17 protein-coding genes are annotated in these 17,065 nt (G+C 75.1%); 5 read left to right on the top strand and 12 right to left on the bottom strand.

The genetic code is table 11. The features are described 5' to 3' along the window. Positions 1 to 39 precede the first annotated feature (39 nt). From ZF1_RS07855 to ZF1_RS07825, 7 genes are read right to left on the bottom strand one after another with little or no spacing between them, the layout of a single operon-like run. Positions 40 to 792 carry a DivIVA domain-containing protein gene (locus tag ZF1_RS07855; RefSeq protein WP_062400965.1) on the bottom strand — a complete coding sequence of 251 codons (753 nt, stop codon included), beginning with the start codon at positions 790 to 792 and terminating at the stop codon, positions 40 to 42. A gap of 59 nt (positions 793 to 851) precedes the next feature. Continuing rightward, positions 852 to 1,334 carry a pantetheine-phosphate adenylyltransferase gene (coaD, locus tag ZF1_RS07850; protein WP_062400963.1) on the bottom strand — a complete coding sequence of 161 codons (483 nt, stop codon included), beginning with the start codon at positions 1,332 to 1,334 and terminating at the stop codon, positions 852 to 854. A 30-nt stretch (positions 1,335 to 1,364) separates the two neighbouring features. Further along, positions 1,365 to 2,099, bottom strand: a complete 735-nt coding sequence (locus ZF1_RS07845; protein WP_482636883.1) for a GntR family transcriptional regulator — start codon at positions 2,097 to 2,099, stop codon at positions 1,365 to 1,367. A gap of 20 nt (positions 2,100 to 2,119) precedes the next feature. Continuing rightward, positions 2,120 to 2,899, bottom strand: coding sequence for a glucosamine-6-phosphate deaminase (locus ZF1_RS07840; protein WP_482636882.1), 780 nt, complete (start codon positions 2,897 to 2,899; stop codon positions 2,120 to 2,122). Further along, on the bottom strand, positions 2,899 to 4,059 hold the full coding sequence (locus ZF1_RS07835; protein ID WP_482638684.1) for an N-acetylglucosamine-6-phosphate deacetylase: 1,161 nt from the start codon (positions 4,057 to 4,059) through the stop codon (positions 2,899 to 2,901). The genes ZF1_RS07840 and ZF1_RS07835 overlap by 1 nt, the downstream gene beginning before the upstream one ends. Continuing rightward, positions 4,059 to 4,325, bottom strand: coding sequence for an HPr family phosphocarrier protein (locus ZF1_RS07830; protein ID WP_062404348.1), 267 nt, complete (start codon positions 4,323 to 4,325; stop codon positions 4,059 to 4,061). The genes ZF1_RS07835 and ZF1_RS07830 overlap by 1 nt, the downstream gene beginning before the upstream one ends. Before the next feature lie 26 nt (positions 4,326 to 4,351). Then, positions 4,352 to 5,683, bottom strand: a complete 1,332-nt coding sequence (locus ZF1_RS07825; protein ID WP_482636881.1) for a PTS transporter subunit EIIC — start codon at positions 5,681 to 5,683, stop codon at positions 4,352 to 4,354. Between the two features lie 167 nt (positions 5,684 to 5,850). On the opposite strand from ZF1_RS07825, the gene ZF1_RS07820 reads away from it, so the two are divergent. From ZF1_RS07820 to ZF1_RS07810, 3 genes are read left to right on the top strand one after another with little or no spacing between them, the layout of a single operon-like run. Further along, positions 5,851 to 6,081, top strand: coding sequence for a PTS sugar transporter subunit IIB (locus ZF1_RS07820; RefSeq protein WP_073578205.1), 231 nt, complete (start codon positions 5,851 to 5,853; stop codon positions 6,079 to 6,081). Next, a complete protein-coding gene (locus ZF1_RS07815) occupies positions 6,078 to 6,527 on the top strand; it encodes a PTS sugar transporter subunit IIA (RefSeq protein WP_357547082.1) in 450 nt (149 codons plus the stop codon). The genes ZF1_RS07820 and ZF1_RS07815 overlap by 4 nt, the downstream gene beginning before the upstream one ends. After that, positions 6,524 to 7,192, top strand: a complete 669-nt coding sequence (locus ZF1_RS07810; protein WP_482636880.1) for an HAD family hydrolase — start codon at positions 6,524 to 6,526, stop codon at positions 7,190 to 7,192. Before ZF1_RS07815 ends, ZF1_RS07810 begins: the two co-directional genes overlap by 4 nt. Positions 7,193 to 7,199: 7 nt before the next feature. Here ZF1_RS07810 and rsmD read toward each other — a convergent pair whose 3' ends face one another. Together rsmD and ZF1_RS07800 are read right to left on the bottom strand one after the other, a co-directional pair. Further along, complete coding sequence (gene rsmD, locus ZF1_RS07805) at positions 7,200 to 7,754, bottom strand: 16S rRNA (guanine(966)-N(2))-methyltransferase RsmD (RefSeq protein ID WP_482636879.1); 555 nt, start codon at positions 7,752 to 7,754, stop codon at positions 7,200 to 7,202. A gap of 21 nt (positions 7,755 to 7,775) precedes the next feature. Then, the gene (locus ZF1_RS07800) at positions 7,776 to 11,156 is read right to left on the bottom strand and encodes a pyruvate carboxylase (RefSeq protein WP_482636878.1); all 3,381 of its coding nucleotides are present in this window, start codon (positions 11,154 to 11,156) and stop codon (positions 7,776 to 7,778) included. 275 nt (positions 11,157 to 11,431) lie between these two features. Between ZF1_RS07800 and ZF1_RS07795 the strand changes: the two genes are divergently transcribed. Next, entirely contained in the window at positions 11,432 to 12,079 is a 648-nt protein-coding gene (locus tag ZF1_RS07795; RefSeq protein WP_482636877.1) for a hypothetical protein, read from the top strand. A gap of 4 nt (positions 12,080 to 12,083) precedes the next feature. Here ZF1_RS07795 and ZF1_RS07790 read toward each other — a convergent pair whose 3' ends face one another. After that, the gene (locus ZF1_RS07790) at positions 12,084 to 14,264 is read right to left on the bottom strand and encodes an ATP-dependent DNA helicase RecG (RefSeq protein ID WP_482636876.1); all 2,181 of its coding nucleotides are present in this window, start codon (positions 14,262 to 14,264) and stop codon (positions 12,084 to 12,086) included. Further along, positions 14,265 to 16,037 (bottom strand): DAK2 domain-containing protein, encoded by a 1,773-nt coding sequence (locus ZF1_RS07785; RefSeq protein ID WP_482636875.1) that lies wholly within the window; start codon positions 16,035 to 16,037, stop codon positions 14,265 to 14,267. 157 nt (positions 16,038 to 16,194) lie between these two features. On the opposite strand from ZF1_RS07785, the gene rpmB reads away from it, so the two are divergent. Then, entirely contained in the window at positions 16,195 to 16,386 is a 192-nt protein-coding gene (gene rpmB / locus ZF1_RS07780; RefSeq protein ID WP_020627372.1) for a 50S ribosomal protein L28, read from the top strand. A gap of 72 nt (positions 16,387 to 16,458) precedes the next feature. Here the strand turns inward: rpmB and ZF1_RS07775 are convergent, their stop codons facing one another. After that, the gene (locus ZF1_RS07775) at positions 16,459 to 17,064 is read right to left on the bottom strand and encodes a DUF1707 SHOCT-like domain-containing protein (protein ID WP_482636874.1); all 606 of its coding nucleotides are present in this window, start codon (positions 17,062 to 17,064) and stop codon (positions 16,459 to 16,461) included. Position 17,065 lies beyond the last annotated feature (1 nt).

Genomic DNA, 17,065 nt, shown 5'->3' with positions numbered 1-17,065 from the left:
GCCGGCGCCCGGCCGGGACCGCCCGAGCCCCCGCGGCCCTCAGTCGATCAGGTCCATCCCGGTGCCGGTGCGGCCCGGCTCCGGGGGCCGTCCGCCGCCGTAGTTCGGGCCGTACTGGCCGCGCCAGATCTGGCTGCGCCCGCGCCCGACGACGCCGAGCGCGTTGTTCAGGGTGGTCTCCAGCTCGCCCAGGGTGGTGTCGACGTAGTCGTCGCACTCCCGGCGCAGCCGGTCGGCCTCGGCGTGTGCGCCGTCGACGATCCGGCCGGCCTCGGCGTGTGCGGAGCGGACGACCTCGGTCTGGGACACCAGCCGGGTCTGCTCGTTCTGCCCGTCGGCGATGAGCCGGTCGTGCGCGGCCCGGCCGGCGTGGCTCATCCGCTCGGCCTCGTCCCGGGCCCGGTCGGTGACCTCGGCGTACTGACGGCGGCCCTCGGCGACCACGCGCTCCGCCTCGTGGCGGGCCTCGGCCAGGGTGCGCCCGGCCTCCTCCTGCGCCTCGGCGACGAGCCGCTCGGCCTCGGTGCGCGCGTTCTGCAGCGTCTCCTCGGCCTCGGAGTTCGCCGCGGTCCGGGTCTCCTCCGCCTCGCGCTCCGCCTCGGACACGACGTCGTCGCGCCGGTCGAGCACGTCCTGGGCGTCGTCCATCTCGCCCGGGATCGCCTCGCGGACGTCGTCGAGGAGCTCCAGCACGTCGCCGCGCGGGACCACGCAGTTCGACGTCATCGGGACGCTGCGCGCCTCCTCGACGATCGTCACCAGCGCGTCCAGCGACTCGAAGACCCGGTACACGCGCCGGATCCTCTCACCGTCACGGGCGCGGACCCGTTATTGGGCGCCGCTCGCGCGTGTCAGGCGAGCCGGTCCAGCAGCCGGGAGTGCACGCTCGGCGGGAGGAACGCGGTGACGTCGCCGCCGCCGCGGGCGACCTCCTTGACCAGCGAGCTCGACACGTAGACCTGACCGGGCGCACCGGGGAGGAACAGCGTCTCGACCCCGGTCAGGTGCCGGTTCATGTGCGCCATCGGGAGCTCGTAGTCGTAGTCCGTCGCCCCGCGCAGGCCCTTGACCATCGCCTGGGCGCCGCGCTCGCGGCAGTAGTCGACGACGAGCCCCTGGAACGACTCGACCCGCACGCCCGGCAGGTCCGCGGTGATCTCGGTGAGCATCGCGACGCGCTCGTCGACGGAGAACAGCCCCTCCTTGCGGGGGTTCACCAGGATCGCGACGAACACCTCGTCGAACAGCGCCGCGGTGCGGGCGATGACGTCGAGGTGACCGACCGTCGGCGGGTCGTAGGAACCGGGGCAGACGGCGCGACGGACCTCGGGCATGGCCGGAACCTATCAGCCGGTGATCACCGGTCAGGCCCAGCTGCGGTCCAGCGACATGTGCAGCTCGTAGCGGTCACCGCGGTAGCGCGACACGGTGTACTCGACCGGCCGGTCGCCGGAGCTGGAGGTCCGGTCGAACACCAGGATCGGGTGCCCGGCGGGGATCCCGAGCAGGACCGCCGAGGCCTCGTCGGCCTGCTGGGCGGCGACGGTCTGCTCGGCGCGGTCGATGGGGAGCCGGTAGTGCTCCTGGAGGATCCCGTAGACCGAGCCGCTGAGGTCGTGGACGTCGAGGTCGGGGACCTGTTCGGCGTCGTACCAGGCGTCGTCGATCGACATCGGCACCCCGTCGGCGACCCGCAGCCGCCGCAGGTGCCAGCACCGGCCGTCGGGCCCCTGGCCGAGCGCGCGGACGGCCTCCGGCGGTCCGGCGGTGAGCGCGACCTCGAGGACGACCGTGGTCGGGGTCAGCCCGAGCCGGCGCATGTCGTCGTGGAAGGACGCGAGGTGCAGCCGGGAGCGCGCGGTGCGGGCGGCGACGTAGGTGCCCTTGCCGCGGACCCGGGTCAGCAACCCGTCGCGCTCCAGCTCGCCGACGGCGGCCCGCACCGTCACCCGGCTCACGCCGTGGTCCAGACACAGCCTGCGCTCGCTGGGGAAGGCGTCGCCGGGCGCGAAGTCCCGCGCGATCGTCTCCGCGAGCAGGACGCGGAGCTGCTCGTGCTTGGGCACGACCCCGTCGCCGATCCGGACCTCGCCGTTCATGGTGCCGTCCACCGTAGCCACTACCGCCCCCGTCCCGGTCCGCCGACCTGCCCGGCCGCGACGGGCCCGGCCCGCTCCCCGGCGGCCGCCCGGTCGAGCACCAGCGTGCAGCGCGGGTGGTCGCGCAGCACGGTCGCGGGCACGTCGGTCGTGACCGGTCCGGACACCGTCGCCGCCACGGCTGCGCGCTTGCCCTCCCCGGTCGCGACGAGCACGATCCGCCGGGCCTCCATGATCGTGGCCGGCCCCTGGGTGAGCACCCGGTGCGGCACGTCCGCGGGACGGTCGAAGAAGCGGGCGTTGTCGGCGCGGGTCCGCTCGGTCAGCGTCGCGACCCGGGTGCGCGAGCCGAACGCCGAGCCGGGCTCGTTGAACCCGATGTGCCCATTGCTGCCGATGCCGAGGATCTGCAGGTCCACCGGGCCGCACGCGGCGAGCAGCCGTTCGTAGTCCGCCGCGGCCCCGGCCGGGTCCGCGCGGGTGCCGTCCGGGGCGTGCACCGCGGCCGGGTCGATGTCGAGGTGGTCGGTGAGCTCGCGGCGGATGACCTCGCGATAGGACTGCGGGTGCCCCGCGGGCAGGCCCAGGTACTCGTCGAGCAGGAAGGCGCGGGCCCCGGCGAAGGACAGCCCCTCGTCGCGGTGGCGGCGGACCAGCTCGGCGTAGGCGGGCAGCGGGGAGCTGCCGGTGGCGAGCCCGAGGGTCGGCGGCCGGCCGGTGTCGCGGGCCAGGACGTCGGCGACGGCGTCGGCGACCGCCCGCCCGCAGGCCGGCGGGTCGTCGAGGACCACGATCTCCATCACGCACCCCCGTCGGTGACGGGCAGGCCGGCGCGCAGCACCTGCTGCGGCCGCAGGTCCGCGTCGGTGACGAGCACGTCGGCGCGGTGGCCCGGGGCCAGCGACCCGACCTCGCCGTCGAGCCCGAGGAGCCGGGCCGGGGTGCGGGTCGCGGCGAGCACCGCGTCCTGCAGCCGGACACCCGCGTCGCGCACCGTGGCGCGCACGACGTCGACCAGGCACGCGGTGCCGCCCGCGATGGGCCCGTCCGGGATCCGGGCGACACCGTCGTCGACCCGGACCTGCATCGTGCCCAGGTGGTAGCGGCCGTCGGGCATCCCGGCGGCGGCCATCGCGTCGGTGACCAGCGCGACCCGGTCCGGCCCGACCAGGTCGAACACCGCGGCGACGGTGTCGGGCGACAGGTGCACCCCGTCGGCGACGAGCTCCACGACGAGCTCGCCCCGGCCGGCCGCGGCCAGGCACGCCGCGACCGGCCCGGGCGCCCGGTGGTGCATCGGGGGCATCGCGTTGAACAGGTGGGTGGCGCTCATCGGCGCGCCGCCCGCCCGTGCGATCCCGGTCGCGGTGGTGCGGGCGTCGGCGTCGGTGTGGCCGATGCTCGGCAGCACCCCGTGCGTGGCGAGCACCGTGAGCAGGTCCGCCGCGTGCGCGGTCTCCGGCGCGTAGGTCACCGACGCGACGGCCCCGTCGGCCTTGGTGAGCAGCTCGTCGAGCAGCGCCGGGTCGCCCGGGAGGAGCGCACCCGGGTCGTGCGCGCCGCACCGCGCGGCCGCGAGGAACGGTCCCTCCAGGTGGATCCCGGCGAGGTCCCCGGCGACGACGAGCGGGCGCAGCGTCGCGATCCGCTCCGCCAGCACGGCCGGCGGGGCGGAGACCAGCGAGGCGAGGATCGTCGTCGTGCCGTGGGCGCGGTGGTGGGCGACGGCGGCCGCCGCCCCCGCCGCCGTCGCGTCCGGGAAGCCGTGCCCGGCGCCGCCGTGGTCGTGCACGTCGACCAGCCCCGGCAGCAGCAGCGACGACGACGCGGGCGGGAGCGGACCGTCGTACGCCGCGGCCGGGAGGACCGCGACGATCCGGTCCCCCGCGACCGCGACGACCGAGTCCGGGAGCAGCCGGCCGTCGGTGACGACGGTGCCGCGGAGCACGCGGTCACGCATCACGCGTCGTGGTCCGTCTCGAGCAGTGTCACGAGGCCGTCCAGCGCGGCCGGGGCGCCGTCGCCGTCGGCCCGCAGCACGACCTCGTCGCCGAAGACGACGCCGAGGGTCATGAGCCCGAGGACACTGCGCGCGTCGACCGGGTCCTTCCCGTCGGTCGCGACGGTGACGGGCAGCCCGGTGGCGGCGGCGGCTCGGGCGAACAGCGCGGCCGGGCGGGCGTGCAGCCCCACCCGGGACGCGACGACGGCGGTACGGGTGTGCACGGTGCTCTCCTGCTCCTCGTGGACGGTCACCGGTCGGTCCGCCCTGCGGTGTCGGTGGTCCCGGCGCTCTCGGCGGTCGCGGAGCTCTCGGTGCTCGCGGAGCTCTCGGTGCTCGCGGTGCTCGCGGCGGTGACGGTGGCCGGTGTGGTCCCGGTGCCGGTGGTCTCGTCGTCCTCCCGGCCGGGGGTGCGCAGGTTCCAGCGACGGATCACGAAGCGGAACAGCACGTAGTAGACGACGGCGTAGGCGAGCCCGATCGGGATCAGCCACAGCGGCCGGGTGGCCTGGCCGAAGTTGAGGACGTAGTCGATCGCGCCGGCGGAGAAGGCGAACCCGCTGTGGATGTCGAGCGCGTTGACCAGCGCGAGCGAGGTACCGGTGAGCACCGCGTGGATCAGGTACAGCGGCCACGCCACGTAGACGAAGGCGTACTCGAGCGGCTCGGTGATGCCGGTGACGAAGGAGGTCAGCGCGACCGACACCATGATCCCGCCCACCAGCTTGCGCTTCTCCGGGCGGGCCTCGTGCCAGATCGCGAGTGCCGCGGCGGGCAGCGCGAACATCATGATCGGGAAGAAGCCGGTCATGAAGGCCCCGGCGGTCGGGTCGCCGGCGAAGAAGCGGTTGAGGTCGCCGCGGGTGCCGTCGAAGTCCCCGATGAGGAACCAGACGACCGAGTTGACGATGTGGTGCAGCCCGACGGGCAGCAGCAGCCGGTTGACCAGGCCGAAGATCCCGCCGCCGACGACGGCGTTCTCCCCGACGGCGTTGCCCAGCCCGGTCAGCCCGGCGTTGAACACCGGGTAGACCAGGCTCATGGCCGACGCGATCACCATCATCGACACGGCGGTGAGGATCGGGACCAGCCGGCGGCCGTTGAAGAAGCCGAGGAAGGTCGGCAGCGTCGTGCGGTGGAAGCGCTGCCACAGCAGTGCCGCGACCAGGCCCGCGACGATGCCGCCCAGCACCCCGAAGTCGATCGTGGCCTGCTCGCCCTTCGAGTCGAGCACCCCGGGCAGCAGCACCGGGGACAGCGCGGTGAACACGCCGTCCATCACGAGGTAGCCGACGAGGGCGGCCAGCGCGGTGGAGCCGTCGGAGCGGCGCGCCCAGCCGATCGCGATGCCGAGCGCGAAGATCATCGGTAGGTGGTCGAACAGCGCGCCGCCTGCCGCGGCGAGCACGGCCGCGGGCTGCTTCAGCGCCTCGACGCCGCCGAGCAGGTCGTCCTGCCCGAGGCGCAGCAGCAGGCCGGCCGCGGGCAGGACGGCGATCGGGAGCATCAGGCTCCGGCCGAGACGCTGCAGGCCGGCCAGCCCGGCCCGTCGTCGTACCGGTTCCGCTGTGGAGGTGCTCATGGGCTCGCACTCCTCGTGAGGGTGTCGGCGACCGGGGCCGGTGCGCGGGCGTTGTGGAGCCGTCGCGTCAGCCGGTACGGTCTGGTTATAACCAGTGAGGGTGCGGGCTGGACGACACCCTGTCAAGACACTGGTCATAACCAGTTGCGACCAGAGGGAGACCTCCTATGAGCAGGGCCGACGACATCGTGGCGGGGCTGGGCGGGTCCGCGAACATCACCGACATCGAGGCGTGCATCACCCGGCTCCGGACCGAGGTCGGCGACCCCGGCCTGGTCGACGACGCGGCGTTGAAGGCCGCCGGGGCGCACGGTGTGGTCCGGTCCGGGACCGTCGTGCAGGTCGTGATCGGGCCGGAGGCGGAGAACCTCTGCGACGACGTCCGGGACCTGCTGTGACGTCCGTCGTCGCGCCCGTCGACGGCGCGGTGGTCGGCCCCGCGGGGGTGCCCGACCCGGTCTTCCGCGACGAGCTGCTCGGCGGCGGGACGGCCGTCGAGCCGCCCGCGGACGCCACCGAGGCGGTCGTGCTGGCCCCGGTCGCCGGCACCGTCGCGGCGCTGCACCCGCACGCCTTCGTGATCACCGCCGACGGTGGCCCCGGGATCCTGGTCCACGTCGGCATCGACACGGTCTCGCTCGGCGGGGCCGGGTTCACCGCGCACGTCGCGAAGGGCGACGCGGTCGAGCGGGGCGCGCCGGTGCTGACCGTGGACCTCGCCGCCGTGCGGGCGGCCGGCCTCGCGCCGACCTGCCCGGTCGTCGTGCTGGACTCGCCCGCCGGCTCGGTGAGCGCCCCCACCGGGCACACGGTCCGCGCCGGCGACGAGCTGTTCCGCCTGTGACGGGCACCGTTCCCGACGGCGCCCCGGTCGTGTTCGACCTCGACGGCACCCTCGTGCGCAGCGAGCACGTGCACCGCCGGACCTGGGCCCGGTTCTTCGCCGAGTGGGGCGCCGAGGTCGACGACGAGACCTACCGGCACCGGTTCATGGGCCGCCGCGCGGCCGACGCGCTGCGCGAGGTCGACGGGCCGTGGCGCGCCACCGACACCGACGAGCTCGTCGCGCGGCTGGCCGGGCACGGCACCGCCCTCGCCGACGACGTCGACGTCGTCCCCGGCGCTCCCGCGCTGCTCCGGTCGCTGGCCGGGCGCGGGCACCGGCTCGCGGTGGTGACGAGCGCCCGTCGCGGCTGGGCCGACCGGGTGCTGGGCGACGTGCTCGGTACGGCACCGCTGCTCGAGCTCGTCGTCACCGCCGAGGACGTCGTCCGCGGCAAGCCGGACCCGGAAGGCTATCTCACCGCGTGCCGCCGTCTCGACGCCGACCCGGCCGGCTGCGTCGCGTTCGAGGACTCCGTCGCCGGGGTCTCCTCGCTGGTCGCGGCCGGGATGGGCACCATCGTCGGGGTCCGGACGACAGCCGGGGACGCGGAGCTGACCGCCGCCGGGGCGCACCGCACGGTGCCGGACCTGACGCCCCACCGGCTGCTGGGCCCGGCGGCCTGATCCGGGCTCAGCCCCCGAGCGAGCCGTGGTGCAGGACGGTGTCGCCGTAGCGGCGGGACCGGCCCGCGCTGAACCCGGCGGGCCAGCCGAACTCACCCGACGACTTCGCCCGCTCGACGACGACCGCCGCACCGGGCGCGAGCCAGCCGTGGGTGGCGGCGGCGGTCAGCCAGCCCGCGACCTCGTCGTCGGGCACCGCGTAGGGCGGGTCGACGAGCACGACGTCGAACGCCCGCGGCGCGGGCCCGGCCAGCACCGTCCCGGCCCGCCCGGTGACGACCGACCCGCCGAGCCCGACCGCGGCCAGGTTGCGCCGCAGCACCCCCGCGGCCCGCTTGTCCGACTCGATGAACACCGCGTCGGTCGCGCCCCGCGACAGCGCCTCCAGCCCGAGCGCGCCCGACCCGGCGCACACGTCCAGCACGGCGGCACCGCCGAGACCCGGGTCGTGGTCGAGCGCGGAGAACAGCGCCTCACGGACCCGGTCGGAGGTCGGCCGGGTCCCCGACGGCGGCACGGCGAGCCGTCGTCCGCCCGCCGTGCCCGCGATCAGCCTGGTCATCGCTCCATCGTGCCGTGCGGCTCAGTCCAGCTCGACCAGCAGGTCCCCGCCCTCGACCTGGGTGACCTGCCCGATCGCGAGCCGCTTCACGGTTCCGGCCCGGTGCGCGGTGATCGACGCCTCCATCTTCATGGCCTCGATGGTGGCGACGGTCTGGCCGTCGTCGACGGTGTCGCCCTCGTCGACCTGCAGCGTCACGACCCCGGCGAACGGGGCCGCGACGTGCGCGTCGTTGCCCTTGTCGGCCTTCTCCGCGGCCTTGACCTCGGTCGCGACCGACTCGTCACGCACCGCCACCGGGCGCAGCTGCCCGTTGAGCGTGGTCAGCAGGGTGCGGTAGCCGCGCTCGTCGGGCTCGGAGACGGCCTCCAGCTCGATGATCAGGGTGACGCCGGGCTCCAGGTCCACGGTGTGCTCGAGGTCCTCCTCCAGCCCGTAGAAGAAGTCCTTCGACGACAGCACCGCGGTGTTGCCGTACTGCTCGCGGTGGGTGTCGAAGTCCGTGGTCGGGCCGGGGAACAGCAGCCGGTTCAGCGTGCGGCGACGCTCGTCGCGCAGCCCACGACGGTCCTCGATGGACAGCTCCGCCTTCTCCGCCTCGGGGCTGCGGCCCTCCAGCGCGCGGGTCCGGAACGGCTCCGGCCAGCCCGCGGGCGGCGAGCCCAGCTCACCGCGCAGGAACCCGATCACCGAGTCCGGGATGTCGAAGCTCGCCGGGTCCTTCTCGAAGTCCGCGGCGTCCACCCCGGCCCCGACCAGGTGCAGGGCCAGGTCGCCGACGACCTTCGACGACGGCGTCACCTTCACCAGCCTGCCCAGCATCCGGTCCGCCGCGGCGTAGCAGTCCTCGATCAGCTCGAACCGGTCGCCCAGCCCGAGCGCGATCGCCTGCTGGCGCAGGTTCGACAGCTGACCGCCGGGGATCTCGTGGTGGTAGACCCGCCCGGTCGGCGACGCGAGGCCGGACTCGAACGGCGCGTAGACCTTCCGTACCGCCTCCCAGTACGGCTCCATGTCCCCGACCGCCGTCAGGCTCAGCCCGGTCGCGCGGTCGGTGTGGTCGGTGGCCGCGACCAGCGCCGACAGCGACGGCTGGCTGGTGGTGCCTGCCATCGAGGCGACCGCGCCGTCGACGGCGTCGACCCCGGCGTCGATCGCCGCGACCAGCGTCGCGAGCTGCCCGCCCGCGGTGTCGTGGGTGTGCAGGTGCACGGGGAGGTCGAACCGCTCCCGCAGCGCCGTGACCAGCTTCTTCGCCGCGGGCGGGCGCAGCAGGCCGGCCATGTCCTTGATCGCCAGGACGTGCGCGCCCGCGTCGACGATCTCCTCGGCGAGGCGCAGGTAGTAGTCCAGGGTGTAGAGCTTCTCGCCCGGGTCGGACAGGTCCGCGGTGTAGCAGAGCGCGACCTCGGCCAGCGCCGTGCCGGTGTTCCGGACGGCGTCGATGGCCGGGCGCATCTGGGAGACGTCGTTGAGGGCGTCGAAGATCCGGAAGATGTCCATGCCGGTGTCCGCCGCCTCCTGCACGAAGGCGTCGGTCACCTCCGTCGGGTAGGGCGTGTAGCCGACGGTGTTGCGCCCGCGCAGCAGCATCTGGGTGCAGATGTTCGGCGCCGCGGCCTTGAGCGCGGCGAGCCGGTCCCACGGGTCCTCGGCCAGGAAGCGCAGCGCGACGTCGTAGGTCGCGCCGCCCCAGCACTCCAGAGACAGCAGCTCGGGCATGGTCCGCGCGACGTAGGGCGCGACCGCGACCAGGTCCCGGGTCCGGATCCGGGTCGCCAGCAGCGACTGGTGGGCGTCGCGGAACGTCGTGTCGGTGACCGCGACCGCGGTCTGCTCGCGCAGCCGGCGCGCGAAGCCCTCGGGCCCGAGCTCGCGCAGCAGCTGCGCCGAGCCGTCCGGCGCGGGCGCCTCCAGGTCGATGTCGGCGGGCAGCTTGTCGACCGGCTCCACGACCAGCGGGCGGTCGCCGTTCGGCTTGTTGACCGTGACCTCACCCAGGTACTGCAGGATGCGCGAGCCGCGGTCGGCCGACGGGCGCGCGGAGAGCAGGTGCGGGCGCTCCTCGATGAAGCTGGTGGTGACCCGGCCCTGCTTGAAGTCCTCGTCCTCCAGCACGGCGGCGAGGAACGGCAGGTTCGTCGCCACGCCACGGATCCGGAACTCGGCCAGCGCGCGACGGGCGCGCCGGGCGGCGTTGGCGAAGTCGTGGCCGTGGCAGGTCAGCTTGACCAGCATCGAGTCGAAGTGCGCGGAGACCTCGGCGCCGACGTGCACGGTGCCGCCGTCCAGGCGCACGCCCGGGCCGCCCGGGGAGCGGTAGACCGACAGCGTGCCGACGTCGGGCCGGAATTCGTTGGCCGGGTCCTCGGTGGTGATGCGGGTCTGCATCGCCGCACCGGTGAGGGTGATGTCGTCCTGGGTCAGCCGCAGCTCCGGCAGCGTCATGCCCGAGGCGATCCGCAGCTGGGCGATGACCAGGTCGCGGTCGGTGACCTGCTCGGTGACGGTGTGCTCGACCTGGATGCGCGGGTTCATCTCGATGAAGTGGTGCTTGCCGCGCTCGTCGAGCAGGAACTCCACGGTCCCCGCGTTGACATAGCCGATCTTCCGCGCGAAGTTCACCGCGTCGGCGCAGATCCGGTCCCGCAGCTCCGGGTCCAGGTTCGGGGCCGGGGCGATCTCGACGACCTTCTGGTGGCGGCGCTGCACCGAGCAGTCGCGCTCGAACAGGTGCACGACGTTGCCGTCGGCGTCGGCCAGGATCTGGACCTCGATGTGCCGCGGGTTGACCACGGCCTGCTCCAGGAACACGGTGCCGTCGCCGAACGCGGACTCCGCCTCCCGGCTCGCGGCCTCGATCGCGTCACGCAGGTCGCCGGGCTCGGTGACCCGGCGCATCCCGCGTCCGCCACCCCCGGCGACCGCCTTGACGAAGATCGGGAAGTCGATGTTCTCGGCCGCCGCGAGCAGCTCCTCGACGTCCGAGGACGGCTCGGAGGACTCCAGTACCGGCACGCCCGCCTCCCGGGCGGCGGCGACGGCGCGGAACTTGTTGCCCGTCAGGTGCAGGACCTCCGTCGGCGGCCCGACGAAGGTGATGCCCTCCTCGGCGCAGGCACGGGCCAGATCGGGGTTCTCCGACATGAAGCCGTAGCCGGGGTAGACCGCGTCCGCGCCGGCCTTCTTCGCCGCACGGATGACCTCCTCCACCGACAGGTAGGCGCGGACCGGGTGCCCCGGCTCCCCGATCTGGTAGGACTCGTCGGCCTTCGCGCGGTGCAGCGAGTTGCGGTCCTCGTACGGGAACACCGCCACCGTCGAGACACCCAGCTCGAACGCGGCCCGGAACGCCCGGATGGCGATCTCGCCCCGGTTGGCCACCAGCACCTTGCGGAACATCGTTCTCCTCATCACGATCGGCGACGACGCCCGTGGCGGCGGGGGGGTTCCCGCGCGACGGACGCGTGATCCTGACACGACCGGCCGGGTCCCGACCACTGCTCGGGACAGGGTGCCCACACAGCGGGACGTCGCCCGGTCCCGGCGTGCCGGTGGTGCCCCGTGGCGTGGCACGACGTGCCGTCGCGGGGCCGGTGCGTGGCGCGATCCGGACACCTCGGGCACCGTGGGACGGGTACCGGCCCCGTCGGCCGGCGCGGCGGGGAGGTGGTGGCGTGGTGGCCGTGGTGTTCCAGTTGCTGTCGTTCGCGCTGCTGGTGATGGCCGTGATCGGCGCCTACCGGCGGCTGCGCGCCGACCACGGCCCCGGTCCCGGCCCCGCCCCGGAACCGGCCGCACGTCCCGTGCTGTCGTCCGAGGCCGTTGCCGCGGAGCAGGCGTGGCGACGCGCGCGAGCGGAGTTCCAGCGGCTGCGCGCGGAGTTCGCCGCGCACGAGGCCGACCCGCTGGCCGTGCTGCGCCGCCCCGCGCTGTCGGACACCACGGTGGCGGCCACCGCCCGGTTCGTCGACGCGTTCGCCGAGGCCCAGGCACTGGACACCGACGGCTACCCGGGCGAGCCGCACGCCGGGACCCACGTGCGTGCCGTCGACGCCGCCCGCCGCGCCTGGACCGCCGCGGTCGACGCCGCCGACCGGATCCGGCTCGCCGGGCTGGACCCCGAGGAACGGCGCACCGTGGAGCGGGTGGTGAAGCTGCTGACCACCGCTCGGGACTCCGACTCCGAACCCGAGCGGCTCGCCGCCTACGGCCGCGCCCGCGTCGAGCTGGACCGGCTGGAACGGTCCGGACGGGTACACCTGCCCCGCCCGGCCCGCGCCCGGCTGGACGCCGCGGCCCGGGGCGAGCTCCCCGGGCCGTGACCGGTCAGGACTTGTCCAGGTAGGCGGCCCGCTCCTCGTCGCCGAGGGTCTCCCCCACCAGGTCCCGCAGCCGCGGGTGGCCGGCCAGGCCCGGGTCCTCGGCGACCAGGTGCCGGGCGTACACCTGGGCCTTCTCGATCACCTCGCCGTGGCGCAGCAGCGACAGCAGCTTGAGCCCCGAGCGGGAGCCGGACTGGCTCGACCCGAGGACGTCGCCCTCGCGGCGCAGCTCCAGGTCGAGGCGGGCCAGCTCGAAGCCGTCGGTGGTCCCGGCGATCGCGTCGAGCCGTTCGCGGGCGGCGGTCGCGGCGGGCATGTCGGTGACCAGCAGGCACAGGCCGGGTGCGCTGCCACGGCCGACCCGGCCGCGCAGCTGGTGCAGCTGGGACAGGCCGAAGCGGTCCGCGTCGAGCAGCACGATCCCGGTCGCGTTCGGTACGTCGACGCCGACCTCGATCACCGTGGTCGCGACGAGCACGTCGAGCTCGGCGCGTTCGAAGGCCCGCATCACGGTGTCCTTCTCCTCCGGCGGGAGCTTGCCGTGCAGGATCCCGACCCGCAGCCCGGCCAGCTTCTCGGAGATCAGCGGGGCGATGTCGAGCACCGCGAGCGGGGCGCGCCGCTCCTCGCCGCCGTCGTCGTCCGGCGGGGGCTCCTCGGCGTCCTCCTTCTCGGCACCCTCCTTCTCGGCACCACCGACCCGGGGGCACACGACGTAGCACTGGTGGCCCGCCTCGACCTCCTCGCGGATCCGCTGCCACACCCGCTCGATCCACGACGGGTGCTCGGCCAGCGGCACGACCGTCGTCGCGACCGGGGAGCGGCCCTTCGGCAACCCCTTCAGCTCGGACACCGCCAGGTCCCCGTAGACGGTCATCGCCACGGTGCGGGGGATCGGCGTCGCCGTCATGACCAGCATGTGCGGGGCCTTCTCGCCGCGGGCGCGCAGCGCGTCGCGCTGCTCCACCCCGAACCGGTGCTGCTCGTCGACCACGACCAGCCCCAGCTCGGCGAACCCGACGGTGTCCTGGATCAGCGCGTGGGTCCCGACGACGATCCCCGCCGCCCCGGACTGCGCGTCGAGCAGCGCCTGCCGCTTGGCCTTCGCCCCCATCGACCCGGTCAGCAGCGTCACCGCGGTCGCGTCCTCCCCGGCGCCGAGCTCGCCGCCGCGGCCGAGCGCGCCGAGCATCGCGCGCAGCGAGCGGGCGTGCTGGGCGGCGAGGACCTCGGTGGGGGCCAGCATCGCGGCCTGGGTGCCCGCGTCGACGGCCTGCAGCATCGCCCGCAGCGCGACGATCGTCTTGCCCGCGCCGACGTCGCCCTGCACGAGGCGGTTCATCGGGTACTCACGGGCGAGGTCCGCGGCGACCTGCTCGCCGACCTCCTGCTGGCCCTCGGTCAGCGGGAACGGCAGGTCCGCGTCGAACGCGGCGAGCAGGCCGTCGTCGCGGCGCGGGCACACCGGGGCCGGCCGCGCGACGGCGGCCTCCCGCCGGAGTGCGAGCGCCAGCTGCACACCGAGCGCCTCGTCCCACACCAGGCGGTGCCGGGCGGCGAACAGGTCGGACTCGGTCTCCGGCACGTGGATGCGCCGCAGCGCCCGCCCCAGCTCGGGCAGCTTCTCCCGCTCGCGCAGCGACTCGGGCAGCGGGTCCGTCGGGTCGTCGATCTGCTCCAGGACCTGGCGCACCGATCGTGCGATGGCCTGCGAGGTCACCTTCGCGTTCGCCGGATAGACCGACAGGAACGGGCGCAGCGAGTCGCTCTCCTCGATCTCCTCGAACTGCGGGTGGGTCAGCTGCAGCCGGTTGTTGAACACCCCGACCTTGCCGGAGAACACGCCGACGACGCCCTGCTTGATGAAGCCCTGCAGCTTCCAGCCGTTGAAGAACGTGGCGTCGAGCTCGCCGCCCTTCTCGTCCCGGATGACGGCCTTGAGCATCTTCCCGCGCCGGTTGCGCATCTCCCGCAGCTCGGCACGCGCCACCGCCGCGACGACGGTGACGTGCTCGCCCGCGACCAGCCCGGCGATCTCGGTGAGCCGGCCGCGGTCGACGTAGCGCCGCGGGTAGTGCCGCAGCAGGTCCCCGACGGTCTCCAGCCCGAGCGGGGCCAGCGCGTCGGCGGCCTTGCGCCCGAGCGGCCCGTCGAGCCTGCTGTCGAGGTCGAACCCGTCGTCCATCTACTCCACTCCCAGCACCAGCGGGTAGTCGCCCTGCTCCCCCCGGTGCACCACGACGTCGACCTCCGGGTGGGTGCGGCGCAGGTCCTCGGCGAACCGCTCCCCGAGCCCGTCGGGGGCGGCCGAGCCGAGCAGCACGGTCACCAGCTCCCCACCCGGAGTGAGCATGCGGTGAGCCAACCACAGGGCACCGACAGCGAGATCCGGGGCGATCAGCACGACCTCGCCGTCGGAGATCCCGAGGATCTCCCCCGGGCGGCAGGGACCGGCCCAGGTGAGCGCCTCGGCCTCGGCGACGGCCAGCCCACCGGTCCGGGTGGCGGCCGCGGCCTCGGCCATCGCGACGACGTCGTCCGGGGCGCGGCGGGCCGGGTCGTGCACCGCGAGCGCGGCCAGGCCCTGCAGCACCGAGCTCGCCGGGATCACCACCACGTCGATGCCCTCGAACCGCACCCGCTCGGCCGCGGTCTCGGTGACCGTGCGCCGGTGCGTCGCGCACGGCAGCACCACGACGTGCTCGGCGCCGGTCGCGCGGATCGCGGCCAGGACCTCGTCGACGGTCGGGTCCGGGTCGGCGACCAGCACGTTCCCGCCCGCGGCCCGGGCCAGCGCCCCGGCCCCGCTGCTCTCGATCATCAGCAGGACCGCGCGGTCCCGGGTCGGCGGCGCCGGCGGCAGCGCCTCGATCCGGATCCCCGACGGGCGCCCGACCGCCAGCCCCGCCTCGACCGCGGGCCCGGCCTCGGTGGTGTGCACGTGCACCATCACCCCGCCACCGCCGTCCCCGGCGAGGCCGACCGAGTCCCCGAGCCCGGCGAGCCGGGCACGCAGCGTCTCCAGCGCGGCCGGGTCGGGACCGGGCAGCCAGTAGGTGACCTCGTAGACCGGCTGGGGCACCCACGGCACGAGCTCGCCGTCGGCGGTGACCGCCGAGGCCGGGCCGGACGTCCCCACCTGCGACGACGGCGGCGGCCCGGGATCGCCGCCCGCCGCGGCGACCAGCGCGTCCAGCACGACGACCAGGCCCAGCCCGCCCGCGTCGACGACCCCGGCCCGCACCAGCTCGGGTGGGCGCCCGGTGGCCCGGGCCAGCGCGACCCGAGCCGCGTCCGCGGCCACCCGGGCGGCCTCGGCGAGCGCACCGGTCGTGTCGAGGCCCCCGCCGTCGGGGTCGGCGCGGCCGGACGGGTCGGCGCGGCCGGACGGGTCGGGCAGGTCGGCGACCCGGGTGAGCTCCGCACCGGCGGAGGACGGCCCGGTGGCCGCCCCGGCCGCCACCCGCGCCGCCACGGCCGCGGCGGCGGCGTCGAGCACGGTGAGCGCGGTCCCCGGGCGCGGCGCGGACACCGCGACGGCCGCCAGCGCCGCGGCCCGCCGCAGCGCCCCGGCGAGCAACTCACCGGCCGGGGTGTTCGGCCGTCGTGCGGCCGCGGCCTCCAGCTCCTCGGCCAGGCCCCGGAACAGCTGGGACAGGATCAGGCCGGAGTTCCCGCGGGCCCCGCGCACCGCGGCCGCGGCCAGGGCCGCCGCGGCACGCACCGGCCGGACGTCCTCGGCGGCGGGGTCCGCGGCGGGGGCATCGGCGGCCGGGGAGTCCCCGTCCAGCGGGGCCGAGGCCGCCGCACGGGCGGTCAGCAGCAGGTTCGACCCGGTGTCGTGGTCGGCGACCGGGAAGACGTTGATGCGGTCGATCTCGGCCCGGCCGGCGGTGAGCCGCTCGGCGGCGGCGTCGATCCAGCGGCGCAGCAGCGCGGGGTCGAACGGCGAGGCCACGGGCCCCACACTAGGTGCGCGGAGGCCTCCGGTGCCGCGGGACGGCCCCGCGCGCCGGTCACGACACGGGCGTGGCTAGAATTGAAGGCCGAGCCTCGGCACGTCCGTGCCGAGAATCTGTTCGTGAATCTGTTCGTCAACCCGAGGAGTGTCCGACGTGGCTGCCGTCTGCGACGTCTGTGGCAAGGGTCCGGGCTTCGGCATGTCCGTCTCGCACTCGCACCGCCGCACCCACCGCCGCTGGAACCCCAACATCCAGACGGTGCGCGCCGCGATCAACGGCGGCAACCGCCGTCGGATCAACGCCTGCACCTCCTGCCTGAAGGCGGGCAAGGTGACCCGCGTCTGAGTGCGCGAGACCCGAACCACGATCGAGGCCCGGTCCCCTGGGGACCGGGCCTTCGTCGTTCCCGGGCTCGGCTCAGCCGACCACGGAGCGCCACCAGCTGCGGCGTGCCCCGCGCACGGTGACCGACCCCATGCCGACCTTGCCGTGCACCACGAGGTGCGGCCCGGCCGCCCCGGGCGTCGATGGCACCCGGGTCTTCACCTCGCCCCAGGACGCCTTCGTGCCGTCGACGTCGGCGGTGCCGCCCTCGGGCAGGACCAGCACGACCTCGCCCATCCCGAGTGCGACCTCGACGTCGATCCGCGGCGGCAGCGACCGCACCTCGGACAGGTCGAGGTGGATGGTCCCCATCGACGACGACAGGTGCAGCGCCGCGGGAACCTGCCAGTCCCCGGTGCGCTTGATCGTCCCCGCCGCGGTCGTCAGCCGCACCCGCTCCGACGGCGCGGGCGGACGCGGGGGGACGGGCGCGAGCGCGGTGACCGACGGCGGCAGCCCGCCCGGCAGGTCCGCCAGCGGCGGCTGCAGGTCCCGGGCGACGCGCGCGGCGTAGACCGCGTCGAGCCGTTCCTCCAGCTCGCTCAACGTGATGCGGCCCTCGCCGACCGCGTCGTGCAGCCGGCGGGCCGCCGCCTCGCGGTCGGCGTCCGATATGCGCATGTCCCCCGGGTCGTCCACC

Source organism: Pseudonocardia sp. ZF1, assembly GCF_056835605.1.
The sequence above is the reverse complement of the archived record's forward strand: the minus strand, read 5'-3'. Positions and strand labels throughout refer to the sequence as shown.

Excerpts from the sequence above, each read along its gene's own strand:
- coaD (WP_062400963.1), bottom strand. The coding sequence starts at position 1,334 with ATGCCCGAGGTCCGTCGCGCCGTCTGCCCCGGTTCCTACGACCCGCCG.
- ZF1_RS07800 (WP_482636878.1), bottom strand. The coding sequence starts at position 11,156 with ATGTTCCGCAAGGTGCTGGTGGCCAACCGGGGCGAGATCGCCATCCGG.
- ZF1_RS07840 (WP_482636882.1), bottom strand. The coding sequence starts at position 2,899 with ATGGAGATCGTGGTCCTCGACGACCCGCCGGCCTGCGGGCGGGCGGTC.
- ZF1_RS07820 (WP_073578205.1), top strand. The coding sequence starts at position 5,851 with ATGAGCAGGGCCGACGACATCGTGGCGGGGCTGGGCGGGTCCGCGAAC.
- rsmD (WP_482636879.1), bottom strand. The coding sequence starts at position 7,754 with ATGACCAGGCTGATCGCGGGCACGGCGGGCGGACGACGGCTCGCCGTG.
- ZF1_RS07825 (WP_482636881.1), bottom strand. The coding sequence starts at position 5,683 with ATGAGCACCTCCACAGCGGAACCGGTACGACGACGGGCCGGGCTGGCC.
- ZF1_RS07845 (WP_482636883.1), bottom strand. The coding sequence starts at position 2,099 with ATGAACGGCGAGGTCCGGATCGGCGACGGGGTCGTGCCCAAGCACGAG.
- ZF1_RS07835 (WP_482638684.1), bottom strand. The coding sequence starts at position 4,059 with ATGCGTGACCGCGTGCTCCGCGGCACCGTCGTCACCGACGGCCGGCTG.
- ZF1_RS07790 (WP_482636876.1), bottom strand. The coding sequence starts at position 14,264 with ATGGACGACGGGTTCGACCTCGACAGCAGGCTCGACGGGCCGCTCGGG.